This window comes from Gluconacetobacter johannae (assembly GCF_014174305.1).
GTDB lineage: Bacteria > Pseudomonadota > Alphaproteobacteria > Acetobacterales > Acetobacteraceae > Gluconacetobacter > Gluconacetobacter johannae.
The window spans coordinates 26,315-47,226 of sequence record NZ_JABEQH010000011.1 but is presented as its reverse complement, the minus strand read 5'-3'; the positions used below and the strand labels follow the sequence as shown (position 1 = coordinate 47,226).

Genomic DNA, 20,912 nt, shown 5'->3' with positions numbered 1-20,912 from the left:
GGTGACCTCGCTCCTCAATATTTTCTGGCTCGGCCTTAAAGAACTGCGCAGCGTCAGCAGTGACCTGGTCATGCTCATTTTCGTCGTCTATTCGTTTACCGGCGCGATCTACGCTCAGGCCACTGGCTCGTCCAGCGAGGTCAATAACGCGTCGATCGCCTTCGCTGACGAAGATAATTCCGCTTTGTCCAGGCAACTGGAGGAAGCCTTCTATCTGCCCCGCTTCCAGACGCCGGAGCCAATCGCCGTGACGGATGTCGAAACCGCAATGGATGAAGGCCGTTTCATGTTCGTGGTCGTGATCCCGCCGCAGTTCGAAGCCGATCTGCGCGCGGGTCGCCATCCCGACATCCAGCTCAACATCGACGCAACCGCCATGCAGCAGGCCGCTATCGGCGGCGGCTACATCAAGAATATCATTAGCGAGCGCATTTCGAGTTTTTTCAGACGCACCGATGCCTCGGCGCAACCATCCATAAATCTGATTATTCGTAGGCTGTTCAACCCAAACGGAGAGACCTCGTGGTTTGCGAGCGTCGTCGGAATTATCAATCAAGTCACTCTGCTCACGGTCGTTTTGACGGGGGCCGCAGTGATCCGCGAACGTGAACATGGAACTCTGGAGCACTTGCTCGTAATGCCGCTGACCGCTTTCGAAATCGCAATGGCAAAGGTATGGGCCAACAGTTGCGTCATTCTCGTCGCGACCGCTCTCTCTCTCTATTTTATCGTCATGAAAGTGCTGCACGTACCATTTTCCGGGTCGGTGTCGCTGTGGTTTTTCGGCGTCTTGCTCTACCTCTTTTTCGCCACTGCGCTGGGCATATTCCTCGGCACTATCTCGCGTTCGATGGCGCAGTTTGCACTCTTGATCATTTTTGTGAACGTCATGCTGCAACTCCTCTCGGGCGGATCGACTCCCGTTGAGAGTCAGCCGGTCTGGCTCCAGTACATGACCTTCTTCCTGCCCTCGCGCCATTTCGTCAGCTTTTCCCAGAAGATCATCTATCGCGGTGGCGGGCTCGACGCCGTTTGGCCCCAATTTGCAATGGTGAGTGTAGTCGGTCTGGCTTTTTTCATTTACAGCTTGGCGCTTTTCCGCAAATCAATTGCGGTCACGAAGTAGGGCCGCGCAGCCGATGAGCAGGTCAGTGCCAAACAACGGACAACGAGGCGCGGCAATGGGCAATCATCGAAACGCACAGCGCTTTTTCCGCTACAGATCTTTAGCGATCATGGGTTGGTCTCCAACCATATCCATGGTGCTGATATTGAGCGGATGTGCGGTCGGCCCCGACTTCGTTCAGCCAAAGGCAAAAGTTCAGGATCAATGGATCGAGGGCAACGATCCACGGGTCATGGCCACGAATGAGGTCATGAGTCACTGGTGGAGGGCGTTCGACGATCCGGTGCTCGATCGGCTGGTTCAGATCGCGTCGGAACAGAACCTCCCGGTACAAATTGCCGGTCTGAGAATTATGGAGGCCCGGGCGCAATTGGGCGTCGCGATAGGATATCAATATCCGCAGACGCAAGAGGGCTTCGGCACTGCACAGCAGAACCTACTCAGCTCTCAGTTCGCCAACCAGGAAAATCTCAGACATTCCTATGCAAATTTCAATCTGGGCTTTGATGCCGCTTGGGAACTGGATTTCTGGGGTCGCTTCCGACGCAACGTCGAGGCCGCCAGCGCGCACATGCTCGCAACGGAAGCCGACTATGATGACGCTCTTGTTTCACTTACTGCTGAAGTGGCCCGCACCTACACTGCCATGCGGACCTTTGAGGTGTACATTCGTATAGCTCGCGAAAACGCCAGGGTCCAAGGGGAGGGACTGGAGATCGCGCGGTCTCGTTTCCGTAACGGCGCCACCTCGGAACTCGACGTCGATCAGGCACGAACCCTGCTGGAAAGCACCCTTGCTGACATTCCTCGGTTCCAGTCCAGTCTCCAGCAGACCAAAAATGCTCTGAGCGCCTTGCTCGGGAAGCCGCCGGGCGGCGTTGACTCCCTACTTTACGGCCCCCAACAAATCCCGGTCGCGTCCACGCAAGTGGCGATCGGCATACCGGCGGAACTGCTACGACGACGTCCGGATATCCGCGCGGCTGAACTGAACGCTGCCGCGGAGAGCGCGCGTATCGGAGTGTCCAAGGCGGATCTCTATCCCAGATTCTTTCTCTTCGGGGAAGTTGGGGTGCAAAGCAGCGATATGGCCAACTTCTTCGCCCCTCACAGCCTGTTCTTTACTGCAGGGCCAGGATTCAGATGGTCGATTCTGAACTACGGCCGTATCGCAAATGACGTTCGTGCACAGGATGCACGTCTTCAGCGCGCCATTGTCACCTACCAGGACACCGTAATCAGAGCAGCGCGGGAGGCAGAAGACGCACTTGTCGGTTTTCTTAAGGCACAGGACAGTACAAGAAGTTCGCAGAGGTCCGTCGACGCCGCTCAAGGCTCGGTGGACCTGGCATTGATTCGTTATCGGGAAGGTTCTGATAGTTTTCAGCGCGTCATTGATTCTCAACGCGTCTTGTTGCAAGCGCAAAACAAGCTGGCGGATGCGAGGGCCTCTGTCGCTACTTACCTGGTCGCTCTTTATAAGGCTCTGGGTGGAGGCTGGGAGGTGCGCGAGGGTAAACCTATCATACCGGCGGCCATGCAAGAAGAGATGGCGAGACGTACCAATTGGGGCACTTTGATACCGGTCCGGTCTCCGCAGACGACCGACAAAATCCATCTGCCGACCCCTGCCGGCTCCGCGCCGATTTTGCGTCAGCCTAACTGGTGACACATTCTCACGTGATCTACCATTGGAAACCTTGAGGGGCATCTCTGGCGCAATGGACGGACAATGGGGCAGGGACATTCCTATCGACCGATCGCGGCCGCCCGTTTTCTGTCAACGGCTTCTATAATAATTTCGTCGATTGGGTGAAGGAGGCCCAGCTTCCTGACGGCCTGGGCCCTCACGGGCTGCGCTCCGAGGCGGAACGCTATACGCGCGCTGTCGCGCAGGCAAGAGTCGCGGGCGATACGATGGATCGTTTGTAGGAATTGGCAAATAATCAGGTAAGTGCCTGATATTAATGCAGAATATTTTTGAAATGGCGGACTCGAAAGGATTCGAACCTTCGACCTTCGCCTTCGGAGGGCGACGCTCTATCCAGCTGAGCTACGAGTCCAGTGACGCCTCCATAGCCCGAACCTGCCGGGCGCGCCAGTCCCGATCATGCATTTATTTGGCCGCCAGCCCGTCCAGCGCCGCGGGCAGCGGCGGGGGGGTGTCGCTGCCGTCATGCGGCAGCGCGGACCAGGCGGCGGCGGCGGCGTCGCCGCCCGAGGGCAGGAAGCGGTCGGGGGCGGCGATCCACTGCGTCACATCGTTCATCACCGCCTGCCGCGTGCGGCCGCGCATCAGCAGGTGGTAGCCGCCGGGGATATAGTCCCGGCGGGCGGATGCGGGCAGGCGTCGCCACAGGTCGGCCATGGCCGACGGCGGGATCAACTGGTCCCGCCCGCCATAGACCACCAGCACCGGCCCGCGCATGTGCGGCGCATCGTCCGCCGCCCGGTGCATCAGCGCCGCCAGGCCGGACAGGGCCTGCATGCGCGTCGCGCGCAGGGTCAGCGGGTCGTAATACAGCCGCCGCATCGCCGCCAGATCGTCGCCGGCCACCACATGCACCGGCAGTTCGTGCCCCGTCAGCCGCCAGCCCGGCGCGCCCGCCGCCATCAGGCGCAGCAGCACCTCGGCCCCCGGACCCAGTTTCCAGACCGCCGGGGCCAGCAGGATGGTGCCGGCGACCGGCGGCGCGTCCGGCCCGGCCATCAGGCAGGTCAGCACCGCGCCGCCCATGCTCTCGCCCATCAGGTACAGCGGCACGCCGGGATGGCGGCGGGCGATGGCCCTGGCCTCGTCCGCCACGTCGCGCACCAGCCGGTCGGCGCCGGCCCAGCCACCCCGGTCGGGCATGCCGCCGAACCCCCGCAGGTCGGGCGCGTACAGCGTCATCCCGCGCCCCGCCAGCACGGGGGCGGGAAATTCCCAGGCGTCGCGGCTGTCGTCGAAACCGTGCAGGGCCAGGATCACCGCGCGCTCCGTCCCACGGGCCGGCCAGACGCGATAGGGCACCCGCACGCCGTCGGACAGGGTCATGCTCCCGTCGGGCGGCACCAGCGCCCCGTCCGCCGCATGGGCCGGCGGCGGGCGTGGGACCGGCAGGTCGCGCAGGGCGCACCCGCCGGCCAGCGGGGCCAGCAGGGCCAGATAAAGCAGGCGTGAGAGGCGGAGGTTTGAAAGCACGGCAATCCTGCGTATCATCCCCCGTCACCCCTGACCACAGACCCCATGACCACAGACCAAGGCGGAACGAACATCATGCAGGCCCAGACGCTCTATCCGACGCCGCGACCCCGCCTGGGGCATGTCGAGACGATCATCGTCCAGTCCCGCACCCTGTCCTGCGACGGCGGGATGGGCGCGCTGGGCCATCCGCGCGTATGGCTGCGTATCGCCGACCACCAGACGTTCTGCCCCTACTGCTCGCGCCTGTTCGTGCTGAACCCCGACGCGGGGGGCGAGAGCGCGCACTGATCGCGATACCATGTCCAGCGACGCCCCGATTCACCTGATCCTGGTCGATGGATCGGGGTTCATCTTTCGCGCCTTCCATGCCCTGCCGCCGATGTCCGCCCCCGACGGCACGCCGGTCAATGCGGTGTTCGGCTTCACCAACATGCTGGCGCGCCTGCTGCGCGACCATGTGGGCACCCATCTGGCGGTGATCTTCGACGCTGGGCGGCTGACCTTCCGCAACGAGATCTACGACCAGTACAAGGCCCACCGGCCCGAACCGCCCGAGGAGCTGCGGCCGCAGTTCGCCCTGGTGCGCGACGCCACGGCGGCCTTCGGCGTGCCAGGGATCGAACAGGCGGGATGGGAGGCCGACGACCTGATCGCTGCCTACGCCCGCCGCGTGACCGAGGCCGGGGGCACCTGCACCATCGTGTCGTCCGACAAGGACCTGATGCAGCTCATCCGCCCCGGCGTGGACATGATGGACCCGATTCGCCAGAAGCCCATCGGCCCGCGCGAGGTCGAGGCCAAGTTCGGCGTCACCCCCGACAAGGTGATCGACGTGCAGGCGCTGATCGGCGATTCGGTGGACAACGTGCCCGGCGTGCCGGGCATCGGGCCGAAGACGGCCTCGGCGCTGATCGCCGAATACGGCTCGCTGGACGACATCCTGGCGGCCGCGCCGGCCATGAAGGCGTCCAAGCGGCGCGACAATCTGATCGAATACGCCGACAAGGCCCGCCTGTCGCGCACGCTGGTGACGCTGCGCGAGGACGCGCCGTGCCCCATGCCGCTGGACGAGCTGATCTGCCGCGAGCCCGACGAGGAAAAGCTGGGCGAATGGCTGGCCGTGATGGGCTTCCGCTCGCTGCTGCACCGGATGGGCCTCAAGGGCTCGGCCGCCGCCATCGGCGTCGCCCCGTCGGTCACGCCGCCGGCCCCGGGTGCTGCGCCGGACGTCGCGCCGGTGGCGCCCGACCAGGTGCCCTACGGCCCCTATGCGACGGTGACCACCGCCGAGGCGCTGGAAGCCTGGGTGGCCGAGGCACGGCGCGCCGGGGTCTGCGCCGTGGATACCGAAACCGACGGGCTGGACCCGCTGCATGCGGGGCTGGTCGGCCTGTCGCTGGCCGTCGGGCCGGGCCGGGCATGCTACATCCCCCTGCGCCACGAGGCCGAGCCCGTGGCCGAACCGCAGCTTCTGCCCCTGGAGGGCGAGGCGGAGCCCGGTCCGCAGGCCGACCCGGTCGGCCCGCAACTGGACATCGGGCTGGTGCTGGCGGTCATGGGGCCGCTGCTGGCCGACCCGGCGGTGCTGAAAATCTTCCAGAACGCGAAGTTCGACCTGCTGGTGCTGACGCGGGCGGGCGCGCCGCAGCCCGCGCCGATCGACGACACGATGCTGATTTCCTACGCGCAGTTCGCCGGCCGCCACGGCCAGGGGATGGACGAGCTGTCGCGCCTGTACCTGGGCCACACCCCGATTTCCTATGACGAGGTGACGGGCACCGGCCGCAACCGCATCCCCTTCGCGCGGGTCGATGTCCGGCGCGCCACCGAATACGCCGCCGAGGACGCGGACGTGACCCTGCGGCTGTGGCTGACCCTGCGGCCCCTGCTGCGTATCCATCGCGCGCTGGCGCTGTATGAGGAGCTGGAACGGCCGCTGGTGCCGGTGCTGGCGGACATGGAACGGGCGGGAATCGCCGTGGACGTCGCCGAACTGCGCCGCATGTCGGCCGATTTCGCCGACCGCATGGCGGGCATGGAGGCCGAGATCCATGGGCTGGCGGGCCGCACGTTCAACGTCGGCTCGCCCAAGCAGCTTGGCGAGATCCTGTTCGACGAGATGGGCCTGCCCGGCGGCAAGCGGATGAAATCCGGCGCATGGGGCACCGATTCGTCGGTGTTGCAGGACCTGTCGGACAAGGGGCACGACCTGCCGGGCCGCATCCTGGCGTGGCGGCAGCTGGCCAAGCTGAAATCGACCTATGCCGACGCGCTGGTCGGCCAGGCGGACCCGCGCAGCGGGCGGGTGCATACCTCGTTCCAGATGGCCATCACCTCGACCGGCCGCCTGTCGTCCAACGAGCCGAACCTGCAGAACATCCCCATCCGCACCGAGGAAGGCGGGCGCATCCGCCGGGCCTTCGTCGCGGCGCCCGGCCATGTGCTGCTGTCGGCCGATTATTCGCAGATCGAACTGCGGCTGCTGGCGCATGTCGCGGACATCGCGCCGTTGCGCGAGGCCTTCGCGCTGGGCCAGGACATCCACGCCCGCACCGCGTCCGAGGTCTTCGGCATTCCCATCGAAGGCATGGACCCGCTGACCCGCCGCCGGGCGAAGGCGATCAATTTCGGCATCATCTACGGCATCAGCGCCTTCGGGCTGGGGCGGCAGCTCGGCATTTCGCCGGGCGAGGCGCGGTCGTACATCGACGCCTATTTCGCCCGCTATCCCGGCATCCGCGACTACATGGACCGCATGCGCGCCGAGGCGAAGGCGCAGGGCTACGTCACCACCCCGTTCGGCCGGCGCTGCTGGGTGCCGGGGATCGACGACCGCAACGCCGCGCGCCGCGCCTATGCCGAACGGCAGGCCATCAACGCGCCGCTGCAGGGCGGGGCGGCGGACATCATCAAGCGCGCGATGGTGCGCCTGCCCGCCGCGCTGGCCGATGCCGGGCTTGACGGATCGCTATTGCTTCAGGTCCATGACGAACTTCTGTTCGAGGTGCAGGCGCGCGACGCAGGCGCGCTGTCGGCCCTCGTGAAACAGGTCATGGAATCCGCCGCGTCCCTTTCGGTGCCGCTGGTGGTGGAAACCGGGACCGGATCGAACTGGGCGGACGCGCATTGATGCAGCAACAGGACAAACGCAGGCTGACGGCCATTCTGGTCATCGTGGCGGCGATCATGGCCGCGACGTATGGCGCCTACCGGGTCGCGGACCGGATCGGCCCGGTCCTGTCCAGCAACGGCAACGAGGTCGGCGGGTCGTTCCGCCTGGTCAGCGCCGCCGACGGCGCGGTGTCGGACACCGATTTCCAGGGCCGGTGGATGCTGGTCTATTTCGGCTACACCCGCTGCCCCGACACGCAATGCGGCGCCACGCTGACGGCGATGGCCGGGGCGATGGACCGGCTGGGCCCGCGCGCGCGCATGGTGGCGCCGCTGTTCATCACGCTGGACCCGATGCGCGACACGGCCGAGCTTCTGCGGGCCTATACCCTGCGCTTCGGCCCGCGCATCTTCGCGCTGACCGGCGCGCCCAACATGATCCAGGCGGTGACGCGCGAATATCATGCGCCCTATGTCCGGCATGAGGGCAAGGACGGCGACTACAGCATGGAACCGTCGCCCCGCATCGTCATCATGTCGCCCGAAGGCCGCTATGCCGGCACCATCGACTCCACCGCGTCGGCCGACGACATCGCGGCCCGCCTGAACGGCCTGATGGCGGCGCACTGAATGGTGGCCCGGCCGTCGCACACCCTGCTGGCCGCCGGGCTGCTTCTGGCGGCGGCGGCCGGATGCGCGGGGCCGGCCGGGGCGCAGGATCGCGGCGGCGCGACTACCGATGCCGGGCAGACCGGTGACGCGCAAACCAGTGACGGGCAAACTCTGGGCAGCCCGCACCGAGGCGGCACCCTGCGGCTGACGGCGTCCTCGTCGGGCGGGACGCTCGACCCAAACCTGAATTACACCTCGCAATACGCGCAGTTGTTCGCGGTGCTGTACGACGGGCTGGTGACGTTCCGCAAGGCGGACGGGCCGGCCAGCAACGACATCGTCGCCGACCTGGCGGAAGCGGTGCCGCAGCCCGTGGACGGGGGGCGGACCTGGCGCTTCGTCCTGCGGCGCGGCCTGCGCTTTTCCGATGGGCGGGAGGTCACGGTGGCGGACGTGGCGGCGTCGATACGCCGCATCTTCCGCGTCGGCAGTCCCACGGCGGGGTCGTTCTACGGCAATATCGTCGGCGCGGACGCCTGCCTGCGCGACCCGGCGCACTGCACCCTGCAAGGCGGGCTGGAGGTCGATCCGGCGACCCGCGCCATCGTATTCCACCTGCACGACCCGGACGCCGAATTCCTGCCCAAGCTGGCCTTCCCGCATGCGTCGATCCTGCCGGCCGACCTGCCGGACCACGATCTGGGCAACGCGCCCGCCCCCACGACCGGGCCGTACCGCTTCGTCTCCTACGACCCCGACCAGGGTGCGAAGCTGGAGCGCAATCCGTATTTCCGGGTCTGGAACGCCGACGCCCAGCCCGACGGCTACGTGGACCATATCGTCTACGATTTCGGCCTGCCGGACGAGGCCGAGGTGACGGCGGTCGAAAACGGCCAGTACGACTGGATGTTCGACAACAAGCCGCTGGACCGGCTGGGCGAACTGGGGTCGCATTACACCGCGCAGGTCCATCTCCGCCCGCTGTTCGGCATGTATTATGTCCCGATGAACGTCAACATCCCGCCCTTCGACAACCGGCTGGCGCGGCAGGCGGTGAACTACGCGATGGACCGGCGGGCGATGGTCATCCTGTACGGCGGCGCGGGCGTGGCGGCCCCCCTGTGCACCATGGTGCCGGACGGCATCGCGGGGGCGATCGACGGCTGTTCCTACACGCGCGGGGCCGACCCCGACCACCGGGCCGCGTCCTGGCAGGCGCCGGACCTGGACCGCGCCCGCGCCCTGGTGGCGCAGAGCGGCACGCGCGGGCAGCATGTGACCCTGCTGGTGCAGAACACCGCCGTGGACATGAGCATGGGTGTGTATCTCCGCAACATGCTGCAGGCCATCGGCTATGACGCCAGCGTCAAGCCGCTGGCCCATTCGGTGCAGCTTGGCTACATCCAGAACACCGCCAACAGGGTCCAGATCAGCATCACGAACTGGTACGCGGACTATCCCTCGGCGTCGAATTTCCTCGACGACCTGCTGGGGTGCGAGAATTTCCATCCCGGTTCGGACAGTTCCATCAATATCGCCGGCTATTGCGACCGCGCGACGCAGGCGCTGATGGACCGCGCGAAGGCCGCGACCGACCCCGCGCAGGCGGCCGACCTGTGGGCGCAGGCCAACCGCGCGATCGACCGCGACAGCCCCGCCGTGCCGATGATCCGCATGAATTACATCGACCTGGTGTCGCGCCGGCTGGGGCATTATTTCTATACCAACCTCTATCACATGACTTTTTCGCGCGTATGGGTGCAGTGACCGGGGCGGGATACGGGGCCGCATGGCGGCTCGCCAAGGAGGCGCGATGACGACGGCGTTCCCTTCCGCGCCCGCCGCCGGGCGCGCTTCCGCCGGCCCGTGGCGGACGGCGGCCCGCGTGCTGGGGCGCAACCGTGGCGCGATGGCGTCGCTGGCGGTCCTGGTGCTGGTCGGCGTGGCGTGCCTGCTGGCGCCGGTCTATGCCCGCGATGTGGCGCAGACCGACCCCTTCACCTCGAACGTCGCGGGGACGGTGATGCTGGACGGGCGGCAGCTCGACATCATGCAGCCCAACGACAACCCGCTGCACCTGGGCCTGTCGCCCATCGGGCCGACCTGGCGCATGGCGGCCTATCCGCTGGGGGCCGACAGCCAGGGGCGCGACGTGGCGGCGCGGCTGCTGTATGGCGGGCGCAATTCGCTGCTGATCGCCTTCAGCGCGGCGGCGCTGTGCATCCTGCTGGCGGCGGGCGTGGGCATCGTGGCCGGCTATGCCGGGGGCGTGGTGGACGCCGTGCTGTCGCGGATGATGGACATCATGTGGGCGGTGCCGGTCTATCTGTTCGCCATCTCGCTCTCGATCGTCACCGTCACCCAGGGGCTGCGGATCGGGCCGTTCACGGTGGCCAGCGACAATCTGCTGATTCCCATCTGCATCATCGCGCTGGTCTATGTCCCCTATGCGGCGCGGCCGGTGCGCGGGCGGGTGATGGCGCTGCGCCGGTCGGAATTCGTCACCGCCGCGCGCGGGCTGGGGGTGCCGGGCCATCGCATCGTGCTGCGCGACATCCTGCCCAACGTCACCGGCACGCTGGTGGTGCTGGCGCCGCTGATGACGGCGCTGGCGCTGATGGCGGAATCGGCGCTGTCGTTCCTGTCGATCGGCGTGCAGGCCCCCGCGGCGTCGTGGGGCACCATCATCCAGGACGGCGAGGGGCTGATCTACACCCGCCCGATGGTGGCGGTGGCGCCGGGTCTTGCCATCATCGTCGTGGTGCTGGCGCTGAACATCCTGGGCGACGGCCTGCGCGACGCGCTGGACGTGCGCGACGGCGACCGGGGGCGCGGCTGATGGCGATGGCGGTCCTGCGGCGGCTGGGGCAGACGCTGTTCGTGCTTTTCGGCATTTCGGTGCTGGTGTTCCTGGTGTTCTTCGCCACACCGGGCGCCGACCCCACGGCGCGCATCGCCGGGCGCAACGCCTCGCCCCAGACCATCGCGCGGGTGCGGGTCGAATACGGCTTCGACCGGCCGCTGCCGGTGCAGTACGTCCGGATGATGGAAAAGCTGTTCGTGACGCGGGACCTGACGTCCTACGTCAATCGCGGGGAACTGGTGGTGCCCGAGGTCTTCCAGGCGGCCCCGGTCACGGTGTCGCTGGTCACCGGGGCGGCCTTGATCTGGGTGCTGGCCTCGGTCGCGATGGGCACGCTGGCGGCGGCGCTGCGCGGCACGTGGGTGGACCGGGGGCTGATGATGCTGGGGCTGGTGGGCATTTCCATCCCCGTCTTCTGGCTGGGCCAGGTCGCCAACCTGCTGACGCAGAGCCGCTATCACGACAGCTGGCTGTTCAGTTGGGTGCCGGGGCTGGGCTATGTGCCCTTCACGCAGGACCCGCTGGGCTGGTTCCGCGCACTGGTCATCCCGTGGGTCACGCTGGCGGTGCTGTTCGTGGGCATCTACAGCCGCGTGCTGCGCGCCGACCTGGTGGCCGTCCGGGGCGAGGATTTCATGCGGACCGCCCGCGCCAAGGGCCTGTCGCCGGCGCGGGTGCTGCTGTTCCATGGGCTGCGGACCTCGATGATGACCTTCGTGTCCCTGTTCGGGCTGGATTTCGCGCAGCTTGTCGGTGGCGGCGCGCTGCTGACCGAGGTCGTGTTCGGCCTGCAGGGCGTGGGGCGCCTGACCTACCAGGCGCTGGGCAACCTGGACCTGCCGCTGATTATGGCGACGGTGATGTATTCGGCGGTGTTCGTCGTCATCGCCAACGCCGTGGTCGACATGCTCTACCTGCTGCTCGACCCCAGGGTGCGGGATGGACGTGCGTGATGGACGCTGACGCACCCCCGCTGCTGGCGGTCCGGGACCTGACGATCGCGCTGCCGGTCGGCGGGCGGATGGTGACCATCGTCGATTCCGTCTCGTTCACGCTGGGCGCGCGGGAAATCCTGGGCATCGTCGGCGAGTCCGGGTCGGGCAAGAGCATGACGGCGCTGGCGCTGATGGGCCTGATCGACGCGCCGGGCGCGCGCATCACCGGCTCGGCGCGCTTCAAGGGCCGCGAGCTGGTCGGCCTGCCGCAGCGCGCCTTCCGCACCCTGCGCGGGCGCGAGATCGCGATGATTTTCCAGGACCCGATGACCGCCTTCACCCCGGTCTACACGGTGGGCTGGCAGATCGACGAACAGATCCGCGCCCACGGCCGGGTCACCCGCAAGGACGCCCGCGTCCGCACCATCCGCCTGCTGGGCGACATGGGCGTGCCGGACCCCGCGCGCGTCGCCGACCGCTACCCGCACCAGCTCTCCGGCGGCCTGCGCCAGCGCGCGATGATCGCCATGGCGCTGTCGTGCAACCCGTCGCTGCTGATCGCCGACGAACCGACGACGGCGCTGGACGTGACCGTGCAGGCGCAGATCCTCGACCTGCTGCGCCGCCTGCGGCGGGAATACGGCTCGTCCGTGCTGCTGATTACCCACGACATGGGGGTGGTGGCCGAAACCTGCGACCGCACCATGGTGCTGTATTCCGGCACCATCGCCGAACGCGGGCCGACCGGGGCGGTGTTCGCCCGGCCGGGCCATCCCTACACCGCCGCCCTGCTGGATTCGATCCCGCCGCTGCATGGCGCGCGGCCGGCGCGCCTGCCCTCCATCCCCGGCAGCCCCCCGGCCCCCGCCGACCGCCCGGCGGGCTGCCCCTTCGCCCCGCGCTGCGGCTACGCGCACGACGCCTGCGCCGTGCGCCCGCCGCTGCTGCCGCGCGGGGTGCAGGACATCGCCTGCGTGCTGCCGGCCGAAGGGCGCGACCTGCCGGCGCGGTGCGTGAGCGCATGAGTGGAAGAAGAACGCGGGCTCTGCCCAGGCCCCTTGACCCCGATTCGCTAAACAACTGGTTTCCAAAGGCGACTGCCTTTGGCGGGGTTTGGGGCAGCGCCCCAAGGAGAACGCGATGACCGCGCCGCTGATCGAGGCCCAGTCCCTGCGCATGGAATATCGCGTCGGCCGGGGGCAGGTGCTGCGCGCGCTGGACGGGGTGTCGCTGGCCGTCCGGCCGGGCGAGGTGCTGGGTCTGGTGGGCGAATCCGGCTGCGGCAAATCGACGCTGGGGCGCTGCCTGCTGCGCCTGGCCCGGCCCACGGCGGGCCGCGTGATCTTCGACGGCACCGACATCACCGCCCTGCCGGAGCGCACCCTGCGCCCGCTGCGGCAGGGGATGCAGATGGTGTTCCAGGATTCCTACGCCTCGCTGAACCCGCGCCGGCGCATCGGCGAGCTGATCGCCGAGCCGCTGCGCGTGCATCGCGACGGGCAGGGGCGGCGGCGGACGGCGGGCGATATCGCGGCGCGGCTGGCCGAACTGCTGGATCTGGTCGGCCTGCCGCAGGCGGCGCTGGCGCGCTACCCCCACGAATTTTCCGGCGGCCAGCGGCAGCGGATCAACATCGCCCGCGCCCTGGCGCTGTCGCCCCGGCTGGTGGTGGCGGACGAACCGGTCTCGGCGCTGGACGTGTCGATCCAGGCGCAGATCGTCAACCTGTTCATGGACCTGCGCGACCGGCTGGGCCTGACCTATGTGTTCGTCGCCCACGACCTGGCGGTGGTGCGCCAGATCTCGACCCGCGTCGCGGTGATGTATCTGGGGGCCATCGTCGAACTGGGCGACGCCGATACCGTGCTGCACAGCCCGGCCCACCCCTATACGGCGGCCCTGATCGCCGCCGTGCCCGAACCGGTGGTGTCGCCCGACGGCGACCGCGCCCCCCCGCTGCGCGGCGACGTGCCCAGCCCCATCGCCCCCCCGCCGGGATGCCGCTTCCACACCCGTTGCCCCATCGCACAGGACCGCTGCCGCACCGACCCGCCGGTGCTGCGCGATCCGGGCGACGGGCGGCAGGTGGCATGCCATTTCCCGCTGGAGTCCAGCGCCTGACCGGCCCGGGGCGTTCGTTCAACCCCAGCCTGTCCGCCGCGCCCTGACGGGGCGCTCCGCCGCCTCACATGTTTTCGGGAAGTCGCAGCTCGGCCTTGCGTTCGCTGTAGCGATCCACGAGGTAATCGGCCCGATCCCGCAGCAGCCAGGTGAATTTCATCAACTCCTCCATGACGTCCACGACCCGGTCATAGAGCGGCGACGGCTTCATCCGGTCGTCATCCCCGAACTGCGTGTAGGCCATCGGCACGCTGGACTGGTTGGGGATGGTGAACATCCGCATCCATCGCCCCAGAACCCGCAATGCATTGACCGAGTTGAAGCTCTGCGACCCGCCCGAGACCTGCATCACGGCCAGCGTGCGGCCCTGTGTCGGACGGATCGACCCTTCCGAGAGCGGCAGCCAATCGATCTGGTTCTTGAATACGGCCGTGATGTTGCCGTGTCGTTCGGGGCTGCACCAGACCTGCCCTTCGGACCAGATCGACAATTCGCGCAATTCCCGCACGTTCGGGTGCGTGACCGGCACGGAATCCGCGACCGGCAGGCCAACCGGATCGAATACCCGTGTTTCCGCCCCAAGTGCTTTCAGAATACGTTCGGCCTCCAGGACCAGAAGGCGACTGAAAGAGCGCGGTCGCAGCGAGCCGTAGAGCAGGAGGATACGCGGCGGGTGCCCGACACGCGGATGGGGTTCCAGCCGGGCAGGATCGACCCGTTCCAGATATTCGGTGTGCAAAGCGGGCATCTGCGGATCGGGCATTGCGGCGATGGTTCCTTTCGGAGGACTCAGGGGGTGCTGATCCGGGGGAGCCAGACGGCCAGCGCCGCGAGCGTGACCAGCAGGACGGGCGGGGTGAGGACCAGCCCGACCTTCATGTATTGGCCCCATGTGATCCGGTGATTTTTCGAGGCCAGCACATGCAGCCAGAGCAGGGTGGCGAGGCTGCCGATGGGGGTGAATTTCGGCCCGAGGTCGCAGCCGATCACATTGGCATAGACCATGAGGTCACGCGTCATCGGCGTGATGTCATGGGCCTGCTGGATAGCCAGCGCACCAACCAGCACGCTGGGCATGTTGTTCATGACCGACGACAGCAGGGCGGCCAGAAAGCCGGCGCCGATGGTGGCCGTAAACGGTCCCTGATGCCCCAGCCAGACCAGCGCCGCGGCGAGGTGGTCGGTCAGTCCGGCGTTCCGCAGCCCGTAGACCACCAGATACATGCCGAGCGAGAAGATCACGATCTGCCACGGTGCGCCGCGAAGCACCTTGCGAATGGGGATCACACGGCCGCGCGTGGCAACGCTCAGAAGCGCACACGCCGCCAGGCAGGCCACGACACAGACCGGGATATGGAACGGCGCCGTCAGGAAATAGGCCGCCAGAATGGCCGCCAGCAGAGGAAACGCGGCCCGGAAGACGTGCCTGTCGCGAATGGCGGTGACGGGCTGCGGCAGGGTTGCGACCGGATAGGTCTCGGGTAACTGCCGTCGGAAACAGGCCCACAGGACAGCAAGCGTCGCCCCCAGCGCCACGAGATCGACCGGGATCATGACGGCGGCATAGCGGTCGAACGGGATACCGAAGAAATTGGCGCTGACGATATTCACCAGATTGGAAATCACCAGTGGCAGGCTGGTGGTGTCCGCGACGAAACCGGTCGCGATGATGAATGCCAGCGCCGGGGCATTGTTCAGGCGAAGCTGCGCCAGGATGGCGATGACGATGGGGGTCAGCAGCAGGGCTGCGCCATCATTGGCGAAGATGGCCGCGATCGCGGCGCCCAGCACCACGATCAGCGGAAACAGTGTCCGCCCCTTGCCCTTGCCCCATCGCGCGACATGCAGCGCCGCCCACAGGAAGAACCCGGCCTCGTCAAGCAGAAGCGAGATGACGATCAGGGCGATAAAGGTAAAGGTGGCGTCCCAGACGATATGCCAGACCACGGGAATGTCATGCCAGTGGATGACGCCCGTCATGCCTGCCGCGGCGGCCCCCGCCAGTGCGCTCCAGCCGATACCCAGCCCCCTGGGCTGCCAGATGACGAAGACCAGCGTGGCGACGAAGATGACAAGCGCCAGCATCAGACGATCGGTTTCCCGGTCTCATCGACAATCTTCTCCCCGTCTTCCTTTGTGAAAGCCCCCTTCTGCGGCGCGGGAAGAAGATCCAGCACTTGTTCGGACGGGCGGCAGAGTTTCACGCCCAGCGGCGTCACGACGATCGGCCGGTTCATCAGGATCGGATGCGCCAGCATGGCGTCGATCAGCTCGTCGTCGCTCAGCGCCGGATTATCGAGGCCGAGTTCATCATAGGGCGTGCCCTTGCGCCGCAGCAGGTCACGCACGGGAATGCCCATGCGCGCGATCAGTTCGACCAGCGTCTTCCGGTCCGGCGGCGTTTCGAGATACGCGATGATCGTGGGTTCGATCCCGGCATTTCGGATCAGGCCCAGCGTGTTGCGCGAGGTTCCGCACGCGGGATTATGATAGATCGTGACGGTCATGAGCAGCATTCCGATGCAGGGCAGCAGGAAGACAGTGCCGCGACCAGCGGGGCGCAGAGGTCAGGGCTGCCCGCACAGCAGTCCCTGACGAGAAACAGCATCAGATCCCGCAGCCGCGACAGGTTGGCACGATAGATGATGAGACGGCTGTGACGTTTCGAAGTCAGCAGGCCTGCCCGCGTCAGCGTCGCGAGATGAACCGAGATCGTATTCTGTGGAACGTCGAGCCTGCGCGCGACATCCCCAGCCGCAAGCCCTTCCGGTTCATGGCGTACCAGCAGACGGAAGATGTCCAGCCGCGTGGACTGGGACAGGGCGCTGAGAGCAAGCAAGGCCGATTCGGTGTCCATATATCGACGTTAGTCGATATATGGACACCGGTAAACCAGCCACCGCCCGAACCCGGCAAGGGCCGAGGCCCTTGCATTCCATTCGTTTCATAAAGTCCTGGGTTTCCAAAGGGCTAGGACCTTTGGTGGGTCAAGGGCAACGCCCTTGCCGTCGCATCAACCGGCCTGGCCTTCAGCCCGCAGCGCCCGCTCGCCGATGTCGCGGCGCCAGGTCGCGTCGTCCCAGCGGATGGCGGCCACGCCGTGGTAGGCCCGGCTGCGGGCCTCGGCCAGCGTGGCGCCGGTGGCGCAGACCGTCAGCACCCGGCCGCCGGCGGCGACGATGCGGCCTTCGGCGTCCTGCCGGGTGCCGGCGTGGAAGACGTGAACGCCGGGCAGGTGGCCGGCCTCGGCGATGCCGTCGATGACGCCGCCGGCGACGGGCTTGCCGGGGTAGCCGCGCGCGGCCAGCACGATGCTGATGGAATGGTCGTCGGAAAAGCGGATGTCCGTCGTATCCAGCGTGCCATCGGCGACCGAGGCCAGGGCGGGCAGCAGGTCGGATTGCAGGCGGATCAGCAGGGCCTGGGCCTCGGGGTCGCCGAAACGCACGTTATATTCGATCAGCTTCGGCCCCTCGTCGGTCAGCATCAGGCCGGCGAAGATCACGCCGCGAAAGGGGGTGCCGCGCCGGACCATCTCGTCCAGCATGGGGCGGACCAGCACATCCAGCGCCGCTTCCTGCCGCGCGCGGTCGAAGCCGGTGGGGGGCGAGACCGCGCCCATGCCGCCGGTGTTGGGGCCGGTGTCGCCCTCGCCGATGCGCTTGTGGTCCTGTGCCGCGCCGATCAGCACGGCGGTTTCCCCGGCGCAGAACGCGAACAGCGACACCTCGTCGCCCACCAGGCGTTCCTCGATCACCACCGACCGGCCGGCGTCGCCCAGGCTGGCGTCGTCCATCATCGCGCGGATCGCGTCCTCGGCCTCGGCCTCGGTCATGGCGACGACCACGCCCTTGCCGGCGGCCAGCCCATCGGCCTTGATGACGATCGGCGCGCCGCGCCGGCGCACGAACTCCAGCGCCGGGGCCACGCTGTCGAACCGCTCCCACCGCGCGGTGGGGATGCGCGCGGCGTCGCAGACTTCCTTGGTGAAGCTCTTGCTGCCTTCCAGCTCGGCCGCGGCGCGGGTCGGGCCGGCGCAGGCGATACCGGCTGCGTCGCAGGCGTCGGCCAGGCCGGCGACCAGCGGGGCCTCGGGGCCGGGCACCACCAGGTCGATGCGCTCGGCCTGCGCCAGGGCGACCAGCCCGGCGACGTCGTCGGCGGCAATGGCGACGTTGGTGCCCAGGGCCGCCGTGCCGGGGTTGCCGGGGGCGATGAACAGGGCCTCCAGCAGCGGTGAGCGCGCGATCGCGGCCGCCATCGCATGTTCCCGTCCACCCGATCCGACCAGCAGCACCCGCATCAATCCGTTTCCCTGTTCCATCTGCACGCCCGGCCTTCCGGGCGGGCCGTCTCTATCATACCCTGCGGCGATGGACGAACCACTTCGCGATTCCGGCAGCGCCGGGGCGGGCAACGTGCCCGAATATTCGGTCTCCGAGATTTCGGGGGCCATCCGCCGCACGCTGGAAGGCGCGTTCGGCCGCATCCGCGTGCGGGGCGAAATCACGGAATTCAAGCGCTACCCGTCCGGGCATCTCTATTTCTCGCTGAAGGACGAGGGCGGGAAGATCTCGTCCGTCGTCTGGCGCGGGTCGGTGTCGCGCCTGGGGCTGAAGCCGGAAAACGGGGTCGAGGTCATCGCCACCGGCAAGATCTCATCGTACGGCGAGCGCTCGTCCTACCAGCTCATCATCGACCGGCTGGAGTACGCGGGCGAGGGCGCGCTGCTGGCGCGGATCGAACGGCTGCGCCTGAAGCTGGCCGAGGAAGGGCTGTTCGACGCCGCGCGCAAGCGGCCGCTGCCGTTCCTGCCCGATGTCATCGGTGTCGTGACCTCGGCCCAGGGGGCGGTGCTGCACGACATCCGCACCACCATCGCGCGGCGCTTTCCGCGCCGGCTGCTGGTCTGGCCGGTGGCAGTGCAGGGCGAGGCGGCGGCGGCGCAGGTCGCGGCGGCGATCGCGGGGTTCGACGCCATCGACGGGCGTGGCGGCATCCCCCGCCCCGACGTGCTGATCGTGGCGCGCGGCGGCGGGTCGCTGGAAGACCTGATGGCCTTCAACGACGAGGCCGTGCTGCGCGCGGCAGCGGCCTGCACCATCCCGCTGATTTCCGCCGTGGGGCACGAGACCGACACCACGCTGATCGACTTCGTGTCCGACCGGCGCGCCCCCACGCCCACGGCGGCGGCGGAACTGGCCGCGCCGGCCCGGACCGAACTGGTGGCCGACCTGGCGCATCGCGCCGCGCGGCTGACCAGCGGGCTGGCGCGCTGCACGCAGATGCTGCGCCTGCGGCTGGACCGCGCGGCGGGCCGGCTGCCGGACCTGCCGTCGCTGCTGGGCACCGCACGGATGCGGCTGGACGACCGGGGCTACCGGCTGGACCTGGCGCTGCCGGCGCTGGTCGATCGCCGGCGGGCGGCGCTGGTGGCGGTGGAACGCCGCATGCCCCCCCCGGCGGAGTTGATCGGCGGGCGGCGGACGCGGCTGATGCTGGCCGCCAGCCATCTGCAGTCCGGGTTGCGGCATGTGCTGCGCGACGGGCGCGCGCGGGCCGATCGCGCCCGCCTGTCCCCCGCGCCGCTGGCCGCCCTGCTGCGCGAACGCGCCACCCGCCTGGCCGGGCTGTCGGGCCATATGGACTCGCTGTCGCCGATGGCGGTGCTGGAACGCGGCTACGTCCTGGTACGCAATCCGGCGGGCGTGCCGGTGACGCGGGCGGCCGATCTGCGGCCCGGCAACCGCGTCGTGCTGACCTTCGCCGACGGCGAGGCGATGGCGAAGATCGAAAAGCCGGCCGAGGCCGCCCAGGGGCTGCTGGATATCTGACTTCAGGGCGCTGCCCTGAAACCAAAGGGCATCGCCCTTTGAAAACCCAGTCGCTTCATCCCCGATCGGGGTCCAGGGCCTCAGGCCCCCGAGCCTGGATAACGGGCGGGTTCGGGCAGTGCCCGTCCGTCATGCCACCTCCGGGGAACCGCCTTGACGGGAGAACGTTCTATCGCGGGGAAACGCAAAGAGGCTCTGGAATGGATCGAACTCGCTTTCCAGGGCGCGGCTTTGGAGCGTTCTGGCATGGTGCGACGCTTTCGGCCATGGAACAGGCCTGCCTCGCGTCGTTTTCTTCCAGGGGATATGACATAACACTTTTCTCCTTTGAAAAGATTTCAAAGGTTCCCAACGGCGTGCGGGTGGACGACGCGCACGCCATCGTTTCGCGCGACCTGGAATCCCGCTTTCTGTACAACGGCAAGCCCGATCTCGGCCGCTTTTCGGATCTCTTTCGCTATCGCATGGTTGCGATGCGCGATCTGGTCTGGATCGATCTGGATGTTCTGCTGCTGTCGGACAGCACGCCATTGCGGAAGCATGAGATTTTTCCCCTCGACGAATCCGGCGTCAACGGCGCCGTTTTCTACACCGACGACGCAGCATTGCTGAAATGCCTGACGGACGAAGCGGTGCGGCGCATCGGGAAGAATCTGAAATGGGGGGAAACCGGCCCATTGCTGCTGACGCGGTTGCTGGGTGACGGAAAAAACCGGTCGCGCCTTTCACCGCGGGGGATGTTCTGCCCGATTTCGCATGGCGATATCCATAAGCTGCTGCTGCCCGAATTCCGGGATGAATGTGCGGAAACATGCACGAACGCCATCACGCTTCATCTCATCAATAATATCCTGGTCCGGATGGGGTACTGGAAGAACGTGGCGCCCCCGAAGGGGTCGTTCCTTCACGAACGCATCGCCGCGTGCGATGCGCTGGGGTATTTCGCGGCGACCTATCCGGACGATGTCATGCGGCGCCTGATCGAGAATTTCAACTTCCGCCGGAACGGCAAGGCCCTGGGGATCGGGAGCATCGTCAAGGAGGCTATTCCCAGCATAGGACGCACCTACAGAAACTATTATCCGAAGCCCATCTGATACCCCCCATGCCGGGGCCGTGTGCG

General features: G+C 67.4%; 18 protein-coding genes and 1 tRNA gene. 12 read left to right on the top strand and 7 right to left on the bottom strand.

The window, feature by feature from the left end; all coding sequences use genetic code 11:
* Nucleotide 1 precedes the first annotated feature (1 nt).
* Both HLH21_RS09405 and HLH21_RS09400 read left to right on the top strand, forming a co-directional pair.
* Nucleotides 2–1,126, top strand: a complete 1,125-nt coding sequence (locus HLH21_RS09405; protein WP_182943500.1) for an ABC transporter permease — start codon at nt 2–4, stop codon at nt 1,124–1,126.
* 13 nt (nt 1,127–1,139) lie between these two features.
* Nucleotides 1,140–2,795: an efflux transporter outer membrane subunit gene (locus HLH21_RS09400; RefSeq protein ID WP_220789752.1), complete on the top strand. Its 1,656-nt coding sequence runs from the start codon at nt 1,140–1,142 to the stop codon at nt 2,793–2,795.
* Between the two features lie 317 nt (nt 2,796–3,112).
* On the opposite strand, the gene HLH21_RS09395 is transcribed toward HLH21_RS09400, so the two are convergent.
* Nucleotides 3,113–3,189: transfer RNA gene (locus tag HLH21_RS09395), tRNA-Arg, on the bottom strand.
* A gap of 53 nt (nt 3,190–3,242) precedes the next feature.
* Nucleotides 3,243–4,328: an alpha/beta fold hydrolase gene (locus tag HLH21_RS09390; protein ID WP_182943499.1), complete on the bottom strand. Its 1,086-nt coding sequence runs from the start codon at nt 4,326–4,328 to the stop codon at nt 3,243–3,245.
* Nucleotides 4,329–4,385: 57 nt separating this feature from the next.
* On the opposite strand from HLH21_RS09390, the gene HLH21_RS09385 reads away from it, so the two are divergent.
* From HLH21_RS09385 to HLH21_RS09350, 8 genes are all read left to right on the top strand, one after another.
* Nucleotides 4,386–4,601 (top strand): zinc-finger domain-containing protein, encoded by a 216-nt coding sequence (locus tag HLH21_RS09385; RefSeq protein WP_182943565.1) that lies wholly within the window; start codon nt 4,386–4,388, stop codon nt 4,599–4,601.
* A gap of 10 nt (nt 4,602–4,611) precedes the next feature.
* A complete protein-coding gene (polA, locus tag HLH21_RS09380; RefSeq protein ID WP_182943498.1) occupies nt 4,612–7,443 on the top strand; it encodes a DNA polymerase I in 2,832 nt (943 codons plus the stop codon).
* Nucleotides 7,443–8,054: an SCO family protein gene (locus tag HLH21_RS09375; protein ID WP_182943497.1), complete on the top strand. Its 612-nt coding sequence runs from the start codon at nt 7,443–7,445 to the stop codon at nt 8,052–8,054. The genes polA and HLH21_RS09375 overlap by 1 nt, the downstream gene beginning before the upstream one ends.
* Nucleotides 8,055–9,803, top strand: coding sequence for an ABC transporter substrate-binding protein (locus HLH21_RS09370; RefSeq protein WP_182943496.1), 1,749 nt, complete (start codon nt 8,055–8,057; stop codon nt 9,801–9,803).
* 46 nt (nt 9,804–9,849) lie between these two features.
* Nucleotides 9,850–10,875 carry an ABC transporter permease gene (locus HLH21_RS09365; protein WP_182943495.1) on the top strand — a complete coding sequence of 342 codons (1,026 nt, stop codon included), beginning with the start codon at nt 9,850–9,852 and terminating at the stop codon, nt 10,873–10,875.
* A complete protein-coding gene (locus tag HLH21_RS09360) occupies nt 10,875–11,852 on the top strand; it encodes an ABC transporter permease (protein WP_182943494.1) in 978 nt (325 codons plus the stop codon). The genes HLH21_RS09365 and HLH21_RS09360 overlap by 1 nt, the downstream gene beginning before the upstream one ends.
* Nucleotides 11,852–12,859: an ABC transporter ATP-binding protein gene (locus HLH21_RS09355; protein WP_182943493.1), complete on the top strand. Its 1,008-nt coding sequence runs from the start codon at nt 11,852–11,854 to the stop codon at nt 12,857–12,859. The genes HLH21_RS09360 and HLH21_RS09355 overlap by 1 nt, the downstream gene beginning before the upstream one ends.
* Before the next feature lie 115 nt (nt 12,860–12,974).
* Complete coding sequence (locus HLH21_RS09350; RefSeq protein ID WP_182943492.1) at nt 12,975–13,955, top strand: ABC transporter ATP-binding protein; 981 nt, start codon at nt 12,975–12,977, stop codon at nt 13,953–13,955.
* A gap of 64 nt (nt 13,956–14,019) precedes the next feature.
* Here HLH21_RS09350 and arsH read toward each other — a convergent pair whose 3' ends face one another.
* The 5 genes from arsH to purD all read right to left on the bottom strand — a co-directional run bounded on the left by arsH (nt 14,020) and on the right by purD (nt 18,258).
* Nucleotides 14,020–14,718: an arsenical resistance protein ArsH gene (arsH, locus tag HLH21_RS09345; RefSeq protein ID WP_182943491.1), complete on the bottom strand. Its 699-nt coding sequence runs from the start codon at nt 14,716–14,718 to the stop codon at nt 14,020–14,022.
* Nucleotides 14,719–14,744: 26 nt separating this feature from the next.
* Nucleotides 14,745–16,040 (bottom strand): arsenic transporter, encoded by a 1,296-nt coding sequence (locus tag HLH21_RS09340; RefSeq protein ID WP_281375032.1) that lies wholly within the window; start codon nt 16,038–16,040, stop codon nt 14,745–14,747.
* A complete protein-coding gene (gene arsC, locus HLH21_RS09335; RefSeq protein WP_182943490.1) occupies nt 16,040–16,462 on the bottom strand; it encodes an arsenate reductase (glutaredoxin) in 423 nt (140 codons plus the stop codon). The genes HLH21_RS09340 and arsC overlap by 1 nt, the downstream gene beginning before the upstream one ends.
* Nucleotides 16,459–16,812: an ArsR/SmtB family transcription factor gene (locus HLH21_RS09330; protein ID WP_182943489.1), complete on the bottom strand. Its 354-nt coding sequence runs from the start codon at nt 16,810–16,812 to the stop codon at nt 16,459–16,461. Before HLH21_RS09330 ends, arsC begins: the two co-directional genes overlap by 4 nt.
* Before the next feature lie 156 nt (nt 16,813–16,968).
* The gene (purD, locus tag HLH21_RS09325; RefSeq protein WP_182943563.1) at nt 16,969–18,258 is read right to left on the bottom strand and encodes a phosphoribosylamine--glycine ligase; all 1,290 of its coding nucleotides are present in this window, start codon (nt 18,256–18,258) and stop codon (nt 16,969–16,971) included.
* Nucleotides 18,259–18,328: 70 nt separating this feature from the next.
* Between purD and xseA the strand changes: the two genes are divergently transcribed.
* Complete coding sequence (xseA, locus tag HLH21_RS09320; protein WP_182943488.1) at nt 18,329–19,789, top strand: exodeoxyribonuclease VII large subunit; 1,461 nt, start codon at nt 18,329–18,331, stop codon at nt 19,787–19,789.
* 356 nt (nt 19,790–20,145) lie between these two features.
* A complete protein-coding gene (locus tag HLH21_RS09315) occupies nt 20,146–20,886 on the top strand; it encodes a hypothetical protein (RefSeq protein ID WP_264811945.1) in 741 nt (246 codons plus the stop codon).
* Nucleotides 20,887–20,912 lie beyond the last annotated feature (26 nt).

Excerpts from the sequence above, each read along its gene's own strand:
- HLH21_RS09385 (WP_182943565.1), top strand. The coding sequence starts at position 4,386 with ATGCAGGCCCAGACGCTCTATCCGACGCCGCGACCCCGCCTGGGGCAT.
- HLH21_RS09370 (WP_182943496.1), top strand. The coding sequence starts at position 8,055 with ATGGTGGCCCGGCCGTCGCACACCCTGCTGGCCGCCGGGCTGCTTCTG.
- HLH21_RS09390 (WP_182943499.1), bottom strand. The coding sequence starts at position 4,328 with ATGATACGCAGGATTGCCGTGCTTTCAAACCTCCGCCTCTCACGCCTG.
- HLH21_RS09355 (WP_182943493.1), top strand. The coding sequence starts at position 11,852 with ATGGACGCTGACGCACCCCCGCTGCTGGCGGTCCGGGACCTGACGATC.
- purD (WP_182943563.1), bottom strand. The coding sequence starts at position 18,258 with ATGCGGGTGCTGCTGGTCGGATCGGGTGGACGGGAACATGCGATGGCG.
- HLH21_RS09340 (WP_281375032.1), bottom strand. The coding sequence starts at position 16,040 with ATGCTGGCGCTTGTCATCTTCGTCGCCACGCTGGTCTTCGTCATCTGG.
- HLH21_RS09330 (WP_182943489.1), bottom strand. The coding sequence starts at position 16,812 with ATGGACACCGAATCGGCCTTGCTTGCTCTCAGCGCCCTGTCCCAGTCC.
- arsH (WP_182943491.1), bottom strand. The coding sequence starts at position 14,718 with ATGCCCGATCCGCAGATGCCCGCTTTGCACACCGAATATCTGGAACGG.
- HLH21_RS09350 (WP_182943492.1), top strand. The coding sequence starts at position 12,975 with ATGACCGCGCCGCTGATCGAGGCCCAGTCCCTGCGCATGGAATATCGC.
- HLH21_RS09375 (WP_182943497.1), top strand. The coding sequence starts at position 7,443 with ATGCAGCAACAGGACAAACGCAGGCTGACGGCCATTCTGGTCATCGTG.
- polA (WP_182943498.1), top strand. The coding sequence starts at position 4,612 with ATGTCCAGCGACGCCCCGATTCACCTGATCCTGGTCGATGGATCGGGG.
- xseA (WP_182943488.1), top strand. The coding sequence starts at position 18,329 with ATGGACGAACCACTTCGCGATTCCGGCAGCGCCGGGGCGGGCAACGTG.
- HLH21_RS09360 (WP_182943494.1), top strand. The coding sequence starts at position 10,875 with ATGGCGATGGCGGTCCTGCGGCGGCTGGGGCAGACGCTGTTCGTGCTT.
- HLH21_RS09400 (WP_220789752.1), top strand. The coding sequence starts at position 1,140 with ATGAGCAGGTCAGTGCCAAACAACGGACAACGAGGCGCGGCAATGGGC.
- arsC (WP_182943490.1), bottom strand. The coding sequence starts at position 16,462 with ATGACCGTCACGATCTATCATAATCCCGCGTGCGGAACCTCGCGCAAC.
- HLH21_RS09365 (WP_182943495.1), top strand. The coding sequence starts at position 9,850 with ATGACGACGGCGTTCCCTTCCGCGCCCGCCGCCGGGCGCGCTTCCGCC.